Origin of the sequence: uncultured Apibacter sp. (assembly GCF_946479295.1) — a bacterium.
Taxonomy (GTDB): Bacteria; Bacteroidota; Bacteroidia; order Flavobacteriales; family Weeksellaceae; genus Apibacter.
In genome coordinates this window covers 40,185-59,051 of sequence record NZ_CAMLFD010000015.1, presented here as the reverse complement: position 1 = coordinate 59,051, position 18,867 = coordinate 40,185, and the positions used below count along the sequence as shown (strand labels likewise).

18 protein-coding genes are annotated in these 18,867 nt (G+C 30.7%); 4 read left to right on the top strand and 14 right to left on the bottom strand.

The window, feature by feature from the left end:
• Positions 1–436: 436 nt before the first annotated feature.
• The gene (locus Q0T35_RS09190; RefSeq protein WP_295842716.1) at positions 437–856 is read right to left on the bottom strand and encodes an SH3 domain-containing protein; all 420 of its coding nucleotides are present in this window, start codon (positions 854–856) and stop codon (positions 437–439) included.
• Positions 857–860: 4 nt separating this feature from the next.
• Positions 861–1,340: a BON domain-containing protein gene (locus Q0T35_RS09185; RefSeq protein WP_295842714.1), complete on the bottom strand. Its 480-nt coding sequence runs from the start codon at positions 1,338–1,340 to the stop codon at positions 861–863.
• Positions 1,341–1,550: 210 nt separating this feature from the next.
• Here Q0T35_RS09185 and Q0T35_RS09180 point away from each other — a divergent pair, with 210 nt between their 5' ends.
• Together Q0T35_RS09180 and Q0T35_RS09175 are read left to right on the top strand one after the other, a co-directional pair.
• Positions 1,551–2,444, top strand: coding sequence for a LysR family transcriptional regulator (locus Q0T35_RS09180; RefSeq protein ID WP_295842713.1), 894 nt, complete (start codon positions 1,551–1,553; stop codon positions 2,442–2,444).
• A 59-nt stretch (positions 2,445–2,503) separates the two neighbouring features.
• Positions 2,504–3,490: a putative sulfate exporter family transporter gene (locus tag Q0T35_RS09175; RefSeq protein ID WP_295842711.1), complete on the top strand. Its 987-nt coding sequence runs from the start codon at positions 2,504–2,506 to the stop codon at positions 3,488–3,490.
• On the opposite strand, the gene argH is transcribed toward Q0T35_RS09175, so the two are convergent.
• The 9 genes from argH to Q0T35_RS09130 all read right to left on the bottom strand — a co-directional run bounded on the left by argH (position 3,487) and on the right by Q0T35_RS09130 (position 13,051).
• A complete protein-coding gene (gene argH / locus Q0T35_RS09170) occupies positions 3,487–4,776 on the bottom strand; it encodes an argininosuccinate lyase (RefSeq protein ID WP_293919299.1) in 1,290 nt (429 codons plus the stop codon). The two genes, Q0T35_RS09175 and argH, sit on opposite strands and share 4 nt — an antisense overlap.
• Positions 4,777–4,803: 27 nt before the next feature.
• Positions 4,804–5,880 carry a M20 family metallo-hydrolase gene (locus Q0T35_RS09165; RefSeq protein WP_295842708.1) on the bottom strand — a complete coding sequence of 359 codons (1,077 nt, stop codon included), beginning with the start codon at positions 5,878–5,880 and terminating at the stop codon, positions 4,804–4,806.
• 7 nt (positions 5,881–5,887) lie between these two features.
• The gene (gene argB / locus Q0T35_RS09160) at positions 5,888–6,670 is read right to left on the bottom strand and encodes an acetylglutamate kinase (RefSeq protein WP_295842706.1); all 783 of its coding nucleotides are present in this window, start codon (positions 6,668–6,670) and stop codon (positions 5,888–5,890) included.
• A 37-nt stretch (positions 6,671–6,707) separates the two neighbouring features.
• Positions 6,708–7,658, bottom strand: a complete 951-nt coding sequence (locus Q0T35_RS09155) for an N-acetylornithine carbamoyltransferase (RefSeq protein WP_295842704.1) — start codon at positions 7,656–7,658, stop codon at positions 6,708–6,710.
• 24 nt (positions 7,659–7,682) lie between these two features.
• On the bottom strand, positions 7,683–8,807 hold the full coding sequence (locus Q0T35_RS09150; RefSeq protein ID WP_293917790.1) for an aminotransferase class III-fold pyridoxal phosphate-dependent enzyme: 1,125 nt from the start codon (positions 8,805–8,807) through the stop codon (positions 7,683–7,685).
• Between the two features lie 54 nt (positions 8,808–8,861).
• Entirely contained in the window at positions 8,862–9,656 is a 795-nt protein-coding gene (gene proC, locus Q0T35_RS09145; RefSeq protein ID WP_295842700.1) for a pyrroline-5-carboxylate reductase, read from the bottom strand.
• A 199-nt stretch (positions 9,657–9,855) separates the two neighbouring features.
• Positions 9,856–10,836 (bottom strand): N-acetyl-gamma-glutamyl-phosphate reductase, encoded by a 981-nt coding sequence (gene argC / locus Q0T35_RS09140; RefSeq protein ID WP_295842699.1) that lies wholly within the window; start codon positions 10,834–10,836, stop codon positions 9,856–9,858.
• A gap of 355 nt (positions 10,837–11,191) precedes the next feature.
• Positions 11,192–12,379 (bottom strand): argininosuccinate synthase, encoded by a 1,188-nt coding sequence (gene argG / locus Q0T35_RS09135; protein WP_295842697.1) that lies wholly within the window; start codon positions 12,377–12,379, stop codon positions 11,192–11,194.
• Positions 12,380–12,388: 9 nt separating this feature from the next.
• Positions 12,389–13,051: a GNAT family N-acetyltransferase gene (locus Q0T35_RS09130; protein ID WP_293917782.1), complete on the bottom strand. Its 663-nt coding sequence runs from the start codon at positions 13,049–13,051 to the stop codon at positions 12,389–12,391.
• A gap of 436 nt (positions 13,052–13,487) precedes the next feature.
• On the opposite strand from Q0T35_RS09130, the gene Q0T35_RS09125 reads away from it, so the two are divergent.
• Together Q0T35_RS09125 and Q0T35_RS09120 are read left to right on the top strand one after the other, a co-directional pair.
• Entirely contained in the window at positions 13,488–14,195 is a 708-nt protein-coding gene (locus Q0T35_RS09125) for a histidine phosphatase family protein (RefSeq protein ID WP_293917780.1), read from the top strand.
• A 340-nt stretch (positions 14,196–14,535) separates the two neighbouring features.
• Entirely contained in the window at positions 14,536–15,585 is a 1,050-nt protein-coding gene (locus Q0T35_RS09120; protein WP_293917779.1) for a helix-hairpin-helix domain-containing protein, read from the top strand.
• A 54-nt stretch (positions 15,586–15,639) separates the two neighbouring features.
• On the opposite strand, the gene ribB is transcribed toward Q0T35_RS09120, so the two are convergent.
• Genes ribB through Q0T35_RS09105 form a run of 3 tightly spaced genes read right to left on the bottom strand, consistent with a single transcriptional unit; the run spans position 15,640 to position 18,860 of the window.
• On the bottom strand, positions 15,640–16,764 hold the full coding sequence (gene ribB / locus Q0T35_RS09115; RefSeq protein ID WP_293917796.1) for a 3,4-dihydroxy-2-butanone-4-phosphate synthase: 1,125 nt from the start codon (positions 16,762–16,764) through the stop codon (positions 15,640–15,642).
• Between the two features lie 2 nt (positions 16,765–16,766).
• Positions 16,767–18,233, bottom strand: a complete 1,467-nt coding sequence (locus tag Q0T35_RS09110; protein ID WP_295842695.1) for an LptF/LptG family permease — start codon at positions 18,231–18,233, stop codon at positions 16,767–16,769.
• A 3-nt stretch (positions 18,234–18,236) separates the two neighbouring features.
• Positions 18,237–18,860 carry a hypothetical protein gene (locus tag Q0T35_RS09105; protein WP_293917777.1) on the bottom strand — a complete coding sequence of 208 codons (624 nt, stop codon included), beginning with the start codon at positions 18,858–18,860 and terminating at the stop codon, positions 18,237–18,239.
• Positions 18,861–18,867: the final 7 nt, after the last annotated feature.

The following is an 18,867-nucleotide window of genomic DNA, read 5'->3' as shown; positions in this document are numbered from 1 at the left end:
TCAAATAAATTCATTAAAAATATGGTATTAAAATAATTATATTTTCTATTGTTAAGTAATAAGTTGATGATATTAGTAAATCTTAATTAATTATTTCTACAACTATTTTACATATAAGAATAATCATAGAGAGAATTAAATAAAAATATTGGATAAAAAGCCAGAGCAAAAATCAATTTCTAAGATTAATTTTCTTATCCAAATGTAAACATATTAGATTAAAACTCTTATTAAAAATATATAAATAGCAAAACTAAAATACTTTTGCAATCTAATAATTTGAATAATTCACTTTATTATATAGTTATAAAACAATCTATTGTGTATATAGATTGTTAGTATGTAATTAGTATAATTTTCTATAAAAAAATAAACAAAAAAGGGAATGAAAATTAATTCAAACCCTAATATAATTATTTAAAATGTATGCTAAATTTTATATCGCTGTTAAATATTCTGTATTACAATATCCTTCAGTCCCATCTTCAGATCGTATCAGATACCAATCATCATTATACTTGCTTAAATAAGTTACCGTAGATTGGTGGGCTGCCTTACCTATTATAGGTTGATCGGTACCCGGTCCTTTCCTTATATTTAAATTGGTGCTTTGAGTAGTCACCTTATATTTAGAAGAAGGAGCATTCGGCGATACATTTACGTTCAAAATAAGATCTCCTGATCTAAAATCGGGATCAATTTTATTATATACTGACCAAAGTTGATCTTTAGATTCTCCATTTGGAACTTCTCCGTCAATATAAAGAACGTTATTTTGCTCTTTTACGGAAAGATTTGTAATACCTAAACTATTTGCTTTGGAAATTAATTCTGCATATTTATCTTGTAAAGCCATCTTATTATTTAAGTAATAATTTCTGTTCTATTTTTTTTGGTTGTAAAGCATTGATAGCTTGCATAAGTCTTGGCAACTCATTTCTATTTAATTCTCCGTTAAGAGTAACTATTCCATCATTTACATCAGCAGTAACCCCTGTATATCCTTTTAAAACATCATTTACTTTAGATTCTAAAACGGAATCTGCAGAGACTTCTACACTACTAGCAGTTTCTTTAATGGTTGCATTGTCTTCAACAGATTTAATACCCGGAATAGCTTTAACGGCATTTTCAGTAGATTGTTTTGCATTATCATCATTATATTCACCTGAAAGTGTTGCCACTCCTTTTTTTACATCTATATTCACTCCTTCCGGTAACACTGCTTTTGCTTTGGTAACTAAGTCAGAATCTTTAGGTTCTGTTTTGCATGATGTCAATGAAAAACTTAAGGTACCCATTATAACAAAAGCTAATAAAATTTTTCTAATTTGTTTCATAATTTGGTTTTTTAGGTCTATTTTTAAATTGATAATATAATTTTATAACTAGTAAATAAAAACAAAAATTATTCCATTATAAATTAACTAGTTAATTGTAAATAAAATGAGAAAAATAGATGAATAACTTATATTATTTTACATTTATATTTATTTAACTAAAATCATTGATAGATATAGAGCAAAATACCTTATAAAAACAGTCTTATTATGTCAGATGTCCGTTTGAAAATATTTTATTCTGTAGCAAAAAACTTAAGTTTTACCAAGGCAGCCGAAGAACTTTATATATCTCAACCGGCAGTTACTAAAAATATAAAGGAATTGGAGACTGAATATGACATGACGCTATTTCTTCGAAAGGGAAATAAAATAGAGCTTACAGATGCAGGTAAATTATTATTGTTTCACTCAGAAAAAATTATAGACATTTACAAGCAAATTAGATTCGATTTTGATTTGTTAAAAAATAATTTTTCCGGTACTTTTCAATTAGGAGCAAGTACCACTTTAGGTCAGTATTTACTTCCGGCACTTATGTCGCAATTTCATTCCATGCATCCAAAAATCAAAATGTCTCTTATAACTGCTAACACGAGGGATATTGAAAAGTATCTTATTGAGAAAAAAATTGAATTGGGATTGGTTGAAGGGAAACCTTCGAATAAACAACTTAAGTATATCCCATTTTTACAAGATGAAATTATAGCTATTGCTCACACTTCTCAAGAAATCTCTACCAGAGAATCTTTATCTTTAGAAGAATTAAAGATTATTCCTTTAGTATTAAGAGAATTGGGGTCAGGAAGCCTTGATATTATAAGGGATGCTTTTCAATCTAAAAACATATTGTTAAAAGACTTGAATATTGCTATGCATTTAGGAAGCACTGAAGGAATTAAATCGTATTTGACCCACGCGAATTGTATCGGATTTGTTTCTATAGCTGCTATAAATAAAGAAATAAAAAATGGAGAATTTCAAGTCATTGATATTGAGGGGATCAATATTGAACGATGGTTTTATTTTGTTTACAATCAAGGAGTTCCTCAAGGGTATTCAGATCTATTTATAAAATTTGCTACGACCCATTATAACTTTTAGTTATAAATAATAACTTTTTTTCATAGGGCTATCTATATATATTTATTGATATTTGTCTGATGAATCAACCGAAAACTAAGAATAAGTTATTATCATTCTTCACTAATGGAAAAAAAATAATATTTATACTTTTAAGCTTATCCTGTCTTATTTTTACTATAGATACCCCTTTAGCATTATTATTAGGTATATTATTTTCCTTTATAGCAGGAAATCCCTATCCTAAATCCACTAAAAAAATTACCCGTTATCTTTTACAATTATCTATTATTGGTTTAGGATTTGGAATGGATTTAGTGACAGCTATAAAAGTGGGTAAAGAAGGGTTGATTTTTACTATAGCATCTATCTGTATCACATTACTAATTGGAATAACGGTAGGTCGGCTGCTTCATATTAATAAAAAAATAGCCTTTTTAATAGCTTCCGGCACGGCGATTTGTGGAGGGAGCGCAATTGCAGCAATATCTCCACTTATTCATGCAGATGAAGAGGAGACGACCCTTTCAATGGCGACCATATTTATTTTAAATTCAATAGCTTTATTCGTGTTCCCTGTATTAGGACAGATATTTCACCTTACACAAGAGCAATTCGGTTATTGGTCTGCATTGGCCATACATGATACCAGCTCCGTGGTAGGAGCAGCACAACATTACGGAGCAAAAGCATTAGAAATTGCAACCATGGTTAAATTGGAAAGAGCCCTATGGATTATCCCTTTATCCTTTGTAACACTTATTGCTTTCAAAGAAGGTAAAGAGGACAAGGGTAAGAAGATAAAAATTCCATATTTCATTTTCTTGTTTCTTTTAGCAATTATTGCTAATACCTATATACCAAAATACTTTCCGATATTTTTCCAGATAAATCATTGGTTAGTAGGGGCAGCTAAAAAAGGGCTAACTCTAACATTATTTTTCATTGGAGCAAACTTAAATTTAAAATCATTAAAAAAGGTAGGAATAGAGCCTTTCTTGTTAGGTGGAATCCTATGGGTAATTATATCTATTGTTTCATTAGTAGTACTACAATTTTTCTTTTAATATGTATTCCAATTGCTTTCCATTTTCATTTTAATTTCTTCAAGGCAGAGGTTATTAATGCTTCCCTCATGGGTATGCGAAGTTTTTTTGCAAGATTGAAAAGTTCCTTCTTCCACTTGTTGAGCTATTAACTTATAAGCATCTCGAAAAGGAATACCTTGAGAAACTAATTCATTCAATCCCTCAACAGTAAATAAATAATCATACTTAGGATCATCAAGGATATTATCCTTTACTTGAATATCTTGTAAAGAATAATGAGCCATATCTAAGCATGCCTTAATATTTTGTATTCCCGGTATGATTCCTTCTTTCAATAATTGTAAATCTCTATGATAACCGCTAGGTAAGTTATTTGTTATCAAAGTTAGCTCATAGGGTAAGGACTGTATCTTATTGCATTTTCCTCGTATTAATTCAAACACATCTGGATTTTTTTTATGAGGCATAATGCTGGAACCTGTAGTTAGGCGTGAAGGGAGAGAAAGAAAATTATAATTTTGGCTGGAGTATAAGGTTACATCCATCGCTAACTTGGATAAAGTTCCGGCTAAACTGCTAAGGGCATAGGCAGTTGTTTTTTCCGATTTTCCTCGACTCATTTGTGCAGCAACGGAATTGAACTTTAAGGTATTAAAACCTAATTCTTTTGTAGTAAATGTTCGGTCAATAGGAAAAGAGCTTCCATATCCCGCTGCTGATCCTAGTGGGTTTTGATCTATTATTCGTAAAGCAGCGTTTATTAAAATTATATCGTCAATTAAACTTTCTGCATAAGCTGAAAACCACATGCCAAAAGAAGAAGGCATAGCGATTTGAAAATGAGTATATCCCGGTAGTAAAACATTTTTATTTTTTTCAGCTAGATCCATCAGAAGATCAAAAAGTGCGCGGGTTTGATTTTTAATAATTTGTAATTCATCTTTTAAAAATAAATGCATATCAACCAAGATTTGATCATTTCGAGAGCGAGCAGTGTGAATCTTTTTTCCAGCCTCGCCAACCTTTTCGGTCAATAAGAATTCAATTTTCGAATGTACATCTTCAAATTTATCTTCAATCTGGAAAGTTTTATTGTCAATATCCTTGAGAATTTCATGTAAAGCATTTACAAGATCTTGCTTTTCTTTCTCCGATATTAGTCCTACTTTACCTAACATTTTTGCTTGCGCTAAAGAGCCTAACACGTCGTATTTTGCTAAAACGACATCAAGTTCTCTATCATTTCCTACTGTAAATAACTCAATTCGCTTATCGGTTGATATACCTTTTTCCCAAAGTTTCATTTTAAAAATTTTAATATAATTATAGTACTATAAAAGAGTTTTATTTAATAGTTCGATATAAAGAGGTATGGCCTCTTCTATTTCCTCACGGAAAATATATTCATCGGCAGTATGAGATCGTAGTGAATTTCCTGGCCCCATTTTCAAAGAAGGACATGTTAACACCGCCTGATCTGAAAGAGTGGGGGAACCGTAGGTTTCTCTCCCTAATTCAATGCCGGCTAAAACTAAGGGATGAGTTTTAGGTATGGAGGAAGATTTTTGTTTCAAAGACCTGGGTGTAATTAAAACTTTTTCAGACGATAAGCTTTTATCAATGATTGAAAATATTTCTTCATTTGTATAACAATCGTTTACGCGTATGTCAATCACCAACCTACATTGTTCCGGGACAAGATTATGCTGTTTTCCTGCATCAATTTGAGATACAGTCATTTTCATGGGACCTAAAACTTCTGATATTTTTTCAAAAGAATAGTCTTTAAACCATTCAATTACTGGCAAAGCATTGTAAATAGAATTATTCGGATTATTGTGAGCAGCATGACTGGCTGTTCCTTTTACGATAATATCCAACACGAGTAATCCTTTTTCGGCAATGGCTAATTGCATAAGCGTCGGCTCTCCAATAATGGCACATGCTAGAGTAGGTAAATGTTTTAAAACACTGTTTAGACCTTTGGCACCGCTATTTTCTTCTTCAGCAGAAGCCACCATAATTAAATTATATTTTAAGTCTTTATGAGAATAAAAATAGGTAAATACAGCTAAAAGTGAAACCAAACAGCCGCCGGCGTCATTGGAACCTAAACCGAATATTTTTCCGTCTTTCTCTATAGCTTCAAAAGGATTGTGTGTATATTCCTTATTTGGGAAAACAGTATCTTGATGGGAATTTAAGAGTAAGTTGGGTTTGCTTTCATCAAAATACTTATTATAAGCCCATACATTATTATTTTCCCTTTTATATGGAATATTGTTGTGCGTAAACCAGGCTTCAATCAATAAAGCAGTATGGTGTTCTTCTCCTGAAAATGAAGGAGTTGAAATTAAATTTTTTAGAAGGTCAATAGCTTCTAAAGTCAGTTGTTTGATTGTTTTCATAAAACTTTTATAAAGTGATACGAGTATGTAATTGATTAGGGTTACTAATTATTTCCGGGTTGGATATAATAATATTCTCTACCCCTTGTGCAAGGGCTTCGAAACAATTATCGAGCTTCGGGATCATACCGGAATGGATAATATTGTTCGTTTTCAAATTTTGATAGGAATTATAATTTATGTTTTCAATTACACTAGTATCATCTTCAATATCTTGTAAAACCCCCATTTTTTCAAAACAATAGAGCAAGGTCGTGTTATATAGAGAAGATAGACCTACAGCAAGAGATTGGGCTATGGAATCAGCATTGGTATTAAGCAATTGGCCTTTTTTATCATGCGTAATGGCACAGAAGACAGGTGTTATTCCTGAATCTAGTAATTTTTTAATCCATTCGGAATTTATCCCGATTACATCTCCCACAAATCCGTAATCATACGTGCTATTTTCTCTTTTTTGTGAAAATATTGAATTTCCGTCAGCACCTGTAAGTCCAATCGCAGAATTATTAAAACCTTGAAGCTGAGCAACAATTTTTTTATTGCAAAGTCCGGCATACGTCATAATTGCCACATCAAGCATTTCTTCATTAGTGACCCTTCTTCCATCAATCATTATTGATTCAACACCTAATTTTACTGCCAATCTTGTTGCAGCTTTTCCTCCCCCGTGAACTAAAATTTTAGGAGTTTTTAAGGTGGAAAAATCCTGCAAAAATCGGAAAAGGACTTCAGGGTTATCGATTACATTCCCTCCAATTTTAATAATAGTTAATTGGTTTTTATTCATGGTGAAATTAATAAAATTAATACTATAGTATTGTTGTTTATGTTAGTTCTTCCAGAATTTTCGTAAGAATTGTTTGAGCCGAATAGATACGATTATTGGCTTCAGGAATAACAATTGAGGTTTCACTATCCAATATTTCATCGGTAACGATCATGTTTCGTCGAACGGGTAAACAATGCATGAATTTAGCATTATTGGTTAAATCCATCTGTCTTTTGCCTATGGTCCAAGTAGGATCTTCGCTGGTTATTTGCCCGTAATCGTTGTAATTGCTCCAATTTTTTGCGTAAATAAAATCAGCATTTCTAAAAGCTTCTTCTTGATTATAAACAATTTTTATTCCTTTTGTGATTTCCGGATTAAGTTCATAGCCTAAAGGATGAGTAATAATAAAATCTACCTCCATCTTCTTCATCATTTTGGCAAATGAATTAGGAACGGATTGTGGAAGAGCCTTAGGGTGGGGCGCCCAGCTCAATACAACTTTAGGACGTTCGGTTTTCTTATATTCCTCAATTGTCAATGCATCCGCAAGGGCTTGTAAAGGGTGCTCGGTAGCTCCTTCCAAACTTATCACCGGTACAGATGCATAGGTAAGAAACGAAGAAATAACCATTTCCTCTTCGTCTTTTTTCTTATCTTTTAAGGTAGGGAAACTTCTGATTGCTATAATATCGCAATACTGTGATATGACTCTGGCAGCTTCCTTAATATGTTCTGAAGCAGAACCATCCATTATCGTTCCGTTTTCAAATTCTAATGTCCAGCCTTCTGTGTTTAAATTCATAACCATGCATTCCATCCCCAAGTTACGGGCTGCTTTTTGTGTACTTAATCGTGTCCTTAGACTAGGATTAAAAAATAAAAGCCCTATGGTTTTGTCTCTTCCCAATTCTTTATTAGAGAAAGGATTTTTCTTGATTTTTTTGGCTAGTTTTAAAAGTTCATTTAAGTTTTGAATATCATCAACAGAAGTATATTTCTTCATTATTTCTAAGTTTATATAGTGTTATTAAAAGAAAGACAGTAAACTGTCGTAAAATATATCTATTTCTTTTTTAGAAATGTTTAAAGGAGGAAGTACCCTTAATAGGTTTTTGTTACTGGAATTACCAGTAAAAATATTTTTTTCATAAATTAATTTTTTACGAAGATCAGCCACTTCGAAATCAAATTCAAGTCCTAACATCAATCCCTTTCCTTTAATTTTTTTTATTTGCGGAATTGAAGCAAATTTTTCAATAAAGTAGGCGGATTGCTCGCGGACATTTTCCAATATATGCTCATTTTCAAAAACCTCTAAAACAGCCAAAGCTGCTGCACAAGCAAGATGATTACCACCAAAAGTGGTTCCTAATAATCCATAAGATGGTTTAAATTCAGGGGAAATTAGTATTCCTCCAATAGGGAAGCCATTACCCATTCCTTTGGCTAAAGATATAATATCTGCTTTAATTCCATGATGCTGATGGGCAAAAAATTTCCCCGATCTTCCATATCCGCATTGGATTTCATCCAGAATTAAAATTACCTTATTTTCTTTACAAACTTTTTCAAGTTCCTGGAAAAACTCTTTAGTTCCTTCGTCCAAGCCTCCAACACCTTGTATTGTTTCAATAATAACTGAAGAAATATTCCCTTTGGCTATCTCTTTTTTTACGGTTTCTATATCATTTAACTCACAAAATACTACGTCATGTTGATAATTGAGTGGAGCAATAATTTTAGGATTGTCAGTTACTGCAACTGCTGCAGAAGTTCTCCCATGAAAACTATTTTTAAAAGCTAAAACTTTAGATTTTCCGGTATGGAAAGAAGCTAATTTTAGAGCATTTTCATTGGCTTCAGCTCCGGAATTGCAGAGAAATAAAGCATACTCAGGATATTCTGAAATTTGAGGTAATAAATTTCCGAGTTTTCTCTGTAAAGGGTTGATAATTGAGTTGGAATAAAACCCGATTTTATTAATTTGTTCGGTTACCTGCTTTATATAAGTCGGATGTGAATGCCCGATTGAAATAACACCGTGTCCCCCATAAAAATCAAGATAAGCATTCCCGTTTTCATCCCATACAGTACTGCCTAATGCTCTTTCGGGAGCTATCGTATAGAGTGGATATACGTTAAATAAACTCATTTTAGTATTTGTTTTAAATTATTATAAGTAAAGCAATAAATAGAGATGTCTCAATTATTTATTCGAAATTTGACTAATTTTTTTATAAGAAGCTAAAAGTCCTTTAATGATAGCAGAACTTGCTCCTTGATGATCCATTTCATTAATTCCTGCAATTGTGCATCCGCCCGGTGTAGTAACCTTATCAATTTCTTGTTCAGGATTACTTTTTTTAATTTCTAGTAGACGTGCTGCGCCGATGCAGGTTTGAGTAATCATGGCTATCGCTTCATTAGATTCGAGTCCCATTTCTATAGCGCCTAAAGTGTGAGCCCGAATAATCCTCATCCAAAAAGCAATACCACTGGAACAAATAATAGTGGCCGCTTGCATTTGTTCTTCTGGAATTTCAATAGCATGACCTAGTTGATTAAAGATATTCAAAGCGATTGGTATTCGTTCTTTTCCTTTTGAATTTGAACACAGACAGGTCATGGATTGATTCACTGATATGGCAGTATTTGGCATGGCCTGAATAATGGATTGATTACTACCTATATGTTCTTCTAATTTAAAGATATTGAATCCTGCTACCACAGATATGATTGTATGAGTATCGGTAAGTAAGCCTTTACATTCGCTCAAAACGATCGGTAATATTTTGGGCTGAACGGCAAAAATTATAATTTCTGAATTTTTAATTGCCGTTTTATTATCAGTAGTCAGAAATATAGAATGAGAGGTTTCAAATTCTTTTATTGTTTCAATATTCCGTTTAGTAATATATAATGTTTCTGTAAAATTGCTGTTAATAATTCCTTTGGCTATTGCCAATCCTAAATTTCCTGCTCCGATAATTGCTATTTTCATATTATTGCTTTTACTTGTAAAAAATAAATCATAATTATTAATTCATCTCAGATGTAAAATTTATTATAGTTTATTGTTTGGAATCATACCAAATTACATTAGAAAAATTTAATTAATATACCAAGGAAACTAATCATGTTTTTGTAGTTTCTATGTACAATTTTTATAATGAATTATTTTATTCATATTTAAATTATATTTAGAATGCTACCGGTTTTAAATGTAATCCTTCAGATTCATTGAATCCGAATAGCAGATTCATATTTTGTATTGCCTGTCCGGAAGCTCCTTTAGTTAAATTATCAATTACCGATGTAATCAACAGGATATCTCCATGCCTTTGTATCTCCAATAAACATTTATTGGTATTAACCACCTGCTTTATAGAGATAGGGTCATTTGAAAGATAAATAAAAGGATGATCTTTATAATATTCAGTATATAAATTTATAGCTTGTTCCTTAGATATATCCGTTTTTAAATAGACGCCGGCAAGAATACCACGAGAAAAATTTCCACGCATCGGCAGGAAATAGAGTTGATAATTATCGTCTCCTAGATAATGAATGCTTTGTAAAATTTCAGCTTCGTGTTGGTGGCTGAATTCTTTATAAAATGATACATTATTATTTCTCCAACTAAAATGAGTAGTAGAAGAAAGAGATTGTCCGGCTCCGGTAGAACCGGTTACGGCATTTATATGGATATCTTTATGTAACAGACCTTCCTTAGCTAAAGGGAGTAATGCTAATTGAATAGCAGTGGCGAAGCAACCGGGATTTGCAATATTTTTTGCTTTTCTTATTTCCTCTCTTTGTAATTCAGGAAGTCCGTATGTAAATGACCTTTCTTGAAATGTATGGTTAGGTTTAACTCTGAAATCATTACTAAGATCAATAATTTTCGTGTTTTTAGAATATAGATTATTTTCTAAGAATTTTCTGGATTTACCGTGTCCCAAACAAAGAAAAACCACGTCTGAATCCTGGTCGATTTTATCAGTAAAAATTAAGTTAGTTTCACCTAAAAGATCTTCATGCACTTTACTTACAGGATTGCCAGAATTGGAGGTACTGTAAATGGATGTAATCTCCACATTAGGATGATTGATAAGAATTCGTATTAATTCTCCGGCAGTGTAACCTGCGCCTCCTACTATACTTGCTTTTATTTTATTCATTTTGAATGTTAGGCTATTACTAAACTAGGCTTTGTCTATTATAAGATTGCATTAAGTTAAGATAAATTTCATATTTATATAATTTTTATTGGATAATTTTTTTAATAAATTAATTTACTTACGGGATAAAAGTGATATAATCTACAAAACATCATTAAATAAAATTTTAAAATTTATGTGTTTTTTTTATTTCAAAATATCTTCTTCTATGAAACTTTTAAAAATGTTTTGATTTATTTAATCAATTTATACGCTTAGTTATGACCATTCTTTTCTTGTATTTTTATTATAGCACATTGAAAGAAGTAGTAAATTAATTATTTATAAATTATCATATAGAATATAATTTTAAAATTTATTCTTGATCATTAAAACTATGATGGATTTTTAATTGATTTCCGAATATTTTTATAAATCCTTTTGCATCTCTACTATCCCATGCTTGATTTTCTTCACCGTAAATTGCAACTTTGGATTGCATCATATCATAAGGTGAATTTATGCCGATCATGCGGAAATAATAAGGGTATAGCTGAACCTTTACAGTTCCTGTAACTCGTTTTTGAGATGAGGTTAAAAAAGCCTCTATATCTCTCATAACCGGATCTAAGTATTGAGCTTCATGCAATAAAGTTCCATACCAATTTGCTAAGGAATCTTTATGTAATAGTTGCCAGCGAGAAAGGGTATGTTTTTCAAGCAGGTGATGTGCTTTAATAATTATCATTGAGGCGGGAGCTTCAAAACCTACACGTCCTTTTATTCCCAAAATGGTGTCTCCAACATGTATATCTCTTCCAATGGCATATTTTCCACCAATTTCATTAAGTTTTTGAATTAAAGCAACAGAATTCATTTTTTCACCATTTAATCCAATGGGTTCTCCTTTAGAGAATTCAATTTCAAGTATAGCAGAATCTGTTTCGGAAAGTTGAGTAGGAAAGGCATCTTCCGGTAATGCAAGATCGGAAGAAAGAGTTTCAACACCTCCAACAGAAGTACCCCATATACCTTTATTGATGGAATACTTAGCTTTTTCCCAGTTCATATGTATTCCCTGTTTTTTCAAATAATCTACTTCTTGTTGACGAGTAACTTTTTCATCGCGGATCGGCGTAATTATTTTAGATTTAGGTGAGATGACTTCAAAAGCAACATCAAAACGTATTTGATCGTTTCCTGCTCCCGTACTTCCATGAACAATATATTCTGCCTCTATACTCTTGGCATATTCCGCGATTGCAATTGATTGAAAGATTCGTTCAGCACTTACAGATAAGGGATAAGTATTATTTTTCAGAATATTTCCATAGATAAGAAAACGTAAGCAATCTTTGTAAAACTTGTCGATTATATTTATGGTTTTGTGAAAATTGGAACCCAGTTCGTAAGCGCGTTTTTCTATTTGTTTCAATTCTTCACTTGAAAAACCTCCGGTATTTATTATAACCGTGTGTACTTCCATTTCATGCTCTCTTGTTAGCTTAACCAGAGAATAAGAGGTATCGAGACCACCACTGTATGCCAAAACTGCTTTTTTCATAAAGGTATTTTAAATGGTTTTAATCTGAGAATTGTCGAAATCTTTTTTAGATTTAATATGAAGGACTTCTTTTATTTTGTTTAATTGAGTAATGACTTTTTTGTCAAAACTATTTTTTTGTGTATTATCCATTTCCTTTTTTTTGTCTTTTGGATCGAATAACATACCGGTACATAAGCACATTTTATTCTGTTTACTTTGTAAAATATTAAAATTAGTACAAGTTCTACATCCATTCCAAAATTCAGGATCATCAGTCAGTTCAGAAAAAGGAACCGGCTTATAGCCTAATTCCGAATTTATTTTCATAACGGCCAACCCTGTTGTTATTCCAAATATTTTAGCTTCAGGAAATTTCTTTCGCGTATAATCAAAAATAAAATGCTTGATTTTCTTAGCTAATCCCACACCTCTGTAGTCAGGATGAACTATTAGTCCTGAATGGACGACAAACTCTCCGTTTTGCCATTTTTCTATATAACAGAAACCTGCAAATTTTGAATCATCGAGAGCTAATATGGCCTGCCGTTGGTCCATTTTTTTTTGTATATACTCAGGAGTTCTTTTAGCAATGCCAGTACCCCTAACAATCGCCGATTGATATATAGTTTCACATATTTCCTCAGCGTATTGATAATGTTTTTCTGTAGCAACAACAATATTGATATTCATTTTATAATAATAATATACTTATATAAATAAATGGATAAATGAAAAACAGTTTTACTTGAACAAGTTTACTGTATTAAAATGCGGAAGTGTCGGCTCTGTAAAAATTTAAGATCAAAGCCTAACCTGCCTACTAAAGTAGATAGGATAAGAGAAGTAGACAATTTTATTAACTAGCAATATTAAATTGCGTAATAACATGACTAAGATTTTTTTAATTTTTAAAATCTAAATTAACAGAACAAAATTAATAATATTTTTTTTATACAAATAAAATTTAAAAAAAAATATATGGTTAAAATTAAATTTTTTTATAATATATGTTGTTAGAGAATTTCAAGGGTTTTAGAATAATGGTTTGATGGAATGGATTGCAATTCTAATTGATAGTTTATTCAGACAAAAAATTTTAATTTTGTATATAAAATACTAAATCTTTATGGGATCTAAAATTACATTTTATATAGCTCGTCATGGAAGGACGATTTTAAATTCATTAAATAAGGTACAAGGGTGGAGTGATACTCCTCTAACGAAAGAAGGAATTGAAGTAGCAGAAAATTTAGGAAAAGGTCTGAGAGATATTAAATTTTCGTCTGCATATTGCAGTGATTTGAGAAGGACGCGAGAAACTATCAATATTGTTTTAAACAATTCAGGACAAAAAGAACTTACAGTTGTAGAGAAACCTGAATTTAGAGAAATTTGTTTCGGGGCTTACGAAACAGCCTTAGCAACGGAAATGTTTAAAGATGTGGCATTATATCTTCATTACACTAAAGTAGAAGATCTATTTGCTGATATTTTTGATAAGAATAAAGAAATAACTTATAAAGATGCCGTAAATACAATCAGCATTTTAGATCCGATGAAAATGGCAGAAGATTTTAATACGGTAGAGAAAAGAACTCATAAAGCTTTAAATGAGATTGTGGAAAAAGAAAATAAGTATAATGAAGATAGGAATATATTGATTGTTTCTCATGGATTAAGTATTACTTTGATGCTTCACAATCTAGGTGGTAAAAAATTATTTGTAAAAGATTTGGATAATGCTTCTATCTGTAAAGTTTTGTATGAAGATGGAAAATTTACGATTGAATCTGTTAATGATATGAGCTATGTTGATAAAGGTCAAAATAGTTAACTATTTTTAGTAAGCAAACCTTTTAATATATAATAGAAGATTGGATGATAATCATCCAGTCTTTTTTTATTAATATATTTTGTACTTTTAATTTTTATGTAGTAGTTTCTATATTTTTTTATATAATAGATGATTCCTCATAATAAGTTAGATTACGTAATCCTATTTTTACAATTAATAATTATTCTTCTTTAAAAAGTTATATAAATAGATAAATATATATTCATATTTTAGTTCTAATAAAATTTAATTTATCTGTTCAGTATAAAAATACAATAATTTTTCGTTCTACATTAAATAAAATATTTGTTTATCAATAAGGACTTATAAACTAACAGATATGAATTTACGCCTTAAAATGATAAAGGAACAACGAATGGGAGTTCTTTTATTACTTAGTATTATATTTATTCTCGAAATTATTATTCATAGCAATTTTTTATTTTCATCAAGTTTAGATAGTAATGTACCTTTCTCATTTGTAGAAGAAATTAATGATGAAATTGATGATAATAAATTAAAAGATAAAAAACTTGAATTATTTGATCCCAATAAATGTACTTCCGAGGATTGGCAACATTTAGGATTTTCAAAGAAACAAGCAGAAGTACTTATAAAATATAAAGCTAAGTTAGGCGGTACGTTTAGTTCTAAAGAACAGATTAAATCCTGTTTTGTCATTTCTGAAGAGATGTTTTCAAAGATTTCACCATTTTTATTGCTTCCAGATGGAAATGTAACAAAAGAAGAACTAAATGAATCAAAAAATATAAGATATAAGCTTCGTACTTTTGATCCTAATATTTTTGAGATAAAGGATTGGGTGAACATAGGCTTTTCTGAAAAACAGGCAGAAAGTATTTTAAAATATAAGAAAACGTTAGGGGATGGTATATTTAGTTCTAAAGAAGACATAAAAAGATGTTATGTTATTTCCTCTTCGAAATATAAAGAACTGGAAGATTTTATTATCCTACCAAAGCATATCTACGAAAATAAAACGGTTTTAAAAGTAAATACACAAAAAGATCTAAATTCTGCGACCTATCAGGATATTTTTTCAATTATTAACAATGAAATTATAACTAAGAGGATACTAGGTTTTAGAAAAGTACTAGGTGGTTTCGTATCTTTAGAACAGGTAAAAGATGTGTATGATATAACACCTGATATGATAAGAAAAATTTTTGATTCTTTTATTCTTGATCTGACTAAAGTCAAAAAAATAAATTTACAAACTGCGTCAGAACAAGAATTACATAATCAGGTTTATATAAGGAAATACAAAAGCAAGATATTGGAAGCAAGAAATAAGGGGAAAGATCCATTACAAGTGATTCCGGAATCAGACCCTAAATATCAGTTTATTATGAATTATTTAGAACAATAAAGAAGCCCATGAAGGCTTCTTTATTTATAATTTTTGTTTATAAAAGAAAAAATATTAAATTTTAATTTCATTTATAATCTTAATACCATAGCCACTACTAAGTGGGAAATTCTTATTAGGGTTTGTTGTTAAAACATTAATGTATTTAATTCCTAAATCTTTTATAATCTGAGCACCGATTCCTAAATCTCTTTCATCTGAATTGATTTCCAAATTGGCTTTTTCTCCTGATATGTATTTTTTTAGATCACCAAGATGATTTTCAATCATTTCCGTGTTGGAAGAATTGTTTATAAATATAAGCACCCCTTTGCCTTCGTTGTCAATAAAATCTATGGCTCTCTGTACAATTGTCTCTTCACCCTGAGCAAGAATTTTGAAAAGATCTAAATATACGTTAATGGCAATAACTTTTACCGGAATAGTTTCATCATTTTTAATATCCCCTTTAACTAAAGCAAAATGAATGTGTTCATTGGTTTTATCTTTATAAGCTATGAATCTTAATTCTCCATAATGAGTGTTGATCTTTTCATCCTCGATTTTTTCAATTAATGAATCATTTTTTAGTCGATAAGAAATTAAATCTTTAATAGTTATAATTTTTAAATCAAACTTTTTAGCAACTTCCATCAATTGAGGCATTCGAGCCATGGTTCCATCCTCATCCATAATTTCAACTAGAACACCGGTTGAAGGGAGACCCGCCAATTGTAATAAATCCACAGTAGCTTCAGTATGTCCGTCTCGTTTAAGTACCCCACCTTTTTTTGCCACTAAAGGAAATATATGTCCCGGTCGTGCAAAATCAGTTGGTTTTATATTCTCATCCACTAAGGCTCGTATAGTTTTAGATCTATCCGAAGCAGAAATTCCTGTCGTAACTCCATGTCCGAGTAAATCCACAGAAACGGTAAAAGCAGTTTGTTTTGGATCTGTATTCCTTCCAACCATAAATTCTAAATCCAATTCTTCTGCTCTCTTTTGGGTAAGGGGAGTACAGATTAATCCTCTTCCGTGTTTAGTCATGAAATTTATGGTTTCGGGAGTCATAGTTGAAGCAGCTGCTACAAAATCACCTTCGTTTTCACGGTTTTCATCATCGACAACTATAATTACCTTGCCTTGCCTTAAATCTTCAAGAGCCTCTGATATGGTATTCATTTTAAAGTCTGTAATAATCATTGGTATCTACTGTGTTCTAAATTTTTTTGTTTTATAAATTTATTAATAAATTTTTTAAAAGGTTTTAAATAATTATCAACATCAAACAACTCTGAATCCTTCATGGATTTAATGGTTAGAAAAATTCCAACAGGTAAAAATAAAGCATTCGGAATCCATGAAGCCCAATAAGGATTTATAACCTGGTTCTTTGCTAAATTTTCCATATAGAGTCCTAAAATATAAAATATGATAAATATTATGATTGCTACAACTACAGGTAAACCTACTCCTCCCTTTCTTATGATAGAGCCTAGAGGAGCACCAATAAGAAAAAATACTATGCAGGTAATAGAATAAGAAATTATATTTTTTTGCTGCCAGATAATCATTTTAGCAACAAATTTTTCAATCGCTTTCATTTCTGTAGCTTTTGAACTTAATTCGTGTTTAGAAATTTTAACCTGCTCAATTGCGGCTTTTACTAAATTATATTTAGTCAAATCATCTAAGTTTGACCATTCGAAAGGGTAAGTTTCATTGTATATACTATAGTCTAAAGAATCTAATTGATTGTTTTGACCTAATAATATTATTTTCAAGCCGTTCTCTCCAATCTCTTTAAAATATGCGATATTCGAAGTTTGTATTGAATCTATATACGTGCTTAATTCCGATACAGATTTATACCTGAAGTTATCACCTTCGGATTGCTTGTCCAAAGATTTTTTAATTAAGTCTGAAATATCATAATATTGGGTTAATGTATCAAATTTGATAGCATTACCTGGTTGTTTTTTCAGTTCATTATAATTTTTCCCTCTAATATTATCTTGGTATATAAACCCATTATACAATTCAATCTTTAGGTAATGATTATCTTTTGAAACAATATTTCCTTTATCCGCAATAATAGTTTGTTGATCTTCAAATGGAGATGCATTTTTATGAATAAAAACTTGATCCCATTCACTGTCATTCTTGCCACTTTTTTTACCTATCTTTATGCTTAAGGGATTCATTTCTTTTATGAATCTTCCTTCTTCAAAATTTAATGCTGGCCTTGTTTGTGCAATATTGATAAGCATATTGCGAGCTCTCCTTTGATTCTCAGGTAGGGTAGTGTTGCAAAAATAAAATAACCAGATAGCTATTAAAATGATGAGACTAAAAAGAGGATACATGATTCTTGCTAATGATATTCCGGCTGATTTCATGGCCGCCAATTCATAGCGCTCTCCAAATCCGCCAAATGTCATAATGGAAGATAATAATATGGTTAGTGGTAAAACTAAACGAATAACGTCAAGTCCTAAATAATACAACAATTTAGATATGTCCCATAAGTTCAATCCTTTGCCTAAAAATTTGTCCATTTGATTAAAGGCAAATTGAATTACAAAGATGAACATTAAAACGCTAAATATAAATAAAAAAGGACCAAAAAAAGTGCGTATAATATACCAATCTAACTTTTTAATCATCTTTTATAACTCTGTTAGTGTGTAATCTTTATAGTTATTTTTATCAAATGTAAGTAAAGATTTATTAACAATTAAATTTTCTTTGAAATCGATGATCATTAAAATCAATGAACTTCCATCGTTATAATTTTCAGATACTCTGATTACTTTATTATCAGAAAGAGCAATAAATATTGATTTTGATTTTTTAGTATCGTTAGGAACTAATTTTATAACGGAACATTTTATATTATTAATGATTGCATTTCCTTCAAAAGTTATGTTGAATCCTGATTTATATAAATTTAAGATATTGGTAGGAGAGAGACTTTCTCCATCTTCTTTTTCGGAAGAGGTTATTTCTTTATCTTCCTTGGATATGGTATAAATTTTGTTTCCATCGTAAATTTGAGTAAGAGTAGGCAAAATCAAATGATATTTTTCCTTTGCTGCATACACTTGCCCAATTTCTGATATACTTTTTTTTCCCGGTTGAGAATATAAATAATTAAATTTTATATAAAAAGTTGAATTTTTGCTGAGCTTACTACTGGCAGAATCTAAAAGCCTTTTTGCTTCCGGGTCTATTTTTTGTGCCCATAATATAATTGAAGAACTAATAAGTAATAATGCAAATATCTTTTTCATAATGTTA

Excerpts from the sequence above, each read along its gene's own strand:
- Q0T35_RS09150 (WP_293917790.1), bottom strand. The coding sequence starts at position 8,807 with ATGAGTTTATTTAACGTATATCCACTCTATACGATAGCTCCCGAAAGA.
- Q0T35_RS09110 (WP_295842695.1), bottom strand. The coding sequence starts at position 18,233 with ATGATTAAAAAGTTAGATTGGTATATTATACGCACTTTTTTTGGTCCT.
- Q0T35_RS09175 (WP_295842711.1), top strand. The coding sequence starts at position 2,504 with ATGAATCAACCGAAAACTAAGAATAAGTTATTATCATTCTTCACTAAT.
- argH (WP_293919299.1), bottom strand. The coding sequence starts at position 4,776 with ATGAAACTTTGGGAAAAAGGTATATCAACCGATAAGCGAATTGAGTTA.
- Q0T35_RS09125 (WP_293917780.1), top strand. The coding sequence starts at position 13,488 with ATGGGATCTAAAATTACATTTTATATAGCTCGTCATGGAAGGACGATT.
- Q0T35_RS09165 (WP_295842708.1), bottom strand. The coding sequence starts at position 5,880 with ATGAAAACAATCAAACAACTGACTTTAGAAGCTATTGACCTTCTAAAA.
- Q0T35_RS09155 (WP_295842704.1), bottom strand. The coding sequence starts at position 7,658 with ATGAAGAAATATACTTCTGTTGATGATATTCAAAACTTAAATGAACTT.
- argG (WP_295842697.1), bottom strand. The coding sequence starts at position 12,379 with ATGAAAAAAGCAGTTTTGGCATACAGTGGTGGTCTCGATACCTCTTAT.
- Q0T35_RS09180 (WP_295842713.1), top strand. The coding sequence starts at position 1,551 with ATGTCAGATGTCCGTTTGAAAATATTTTATTCTGTAGCAAAAAACTTA.
- Q0T35_RS09130 (WP_293917782.1), bottom strand. The coding sequence starts at position 13,051 with ATGAATATCAATATTGTTGTTGCTACAGAAAAACATTATCAATACGCT.
- proC (WP_295842700.1), bottom strand. The coding sequence starts at position 9,656 with ATGAAAATAGCAATTATCGGAGCAGGAAATTTAGGATTGGCAATAGCC.
- argB (WP_295842706.1), bottom strand. The coding sequence starts at position 6,670 with ATGAATAAAAACCAATTAACTATTATTAAAATTGGAGGGAATGTAATC.
- Q0T35_RS09105 (WP_293917777.1), bottom strand. The coding sequence starts at position 18,860 with ATGAAAAAGATATTTGCATTATTACTTATTAGTTCTTCAATTATATTA.
- Q0T35_RS09190 (WP_295842716.1), bottom strand. The coding sequence starts at position 856 with ATGGCTTTACAAGATAAATATGCAGAATTAATTTCCAAAGCAAATAGT.
- Q0T35_RS09120 (WP_293917779.1), top strand. The coding sequence starts at position 14,536 with ATGAATTTACGCCTTAAAATGATAAAGGAACAACGAATGGGAGTTCTT.
- Q0T35_RS09185 (WP_295842714.1), bottom strand. The coding sequence starts at position 1,340 with ATGAAACAAATTAGAAAAATTTTATTAGCTTTTGTTATAATGGGTACC.
- argC (WP_295842699.1), bottom strand. The coding sequence starts at position 10,836 with ATGAATAAAATAAAAGCAAGTATAGTAGGAGGCGCAGGTTACACTGCC.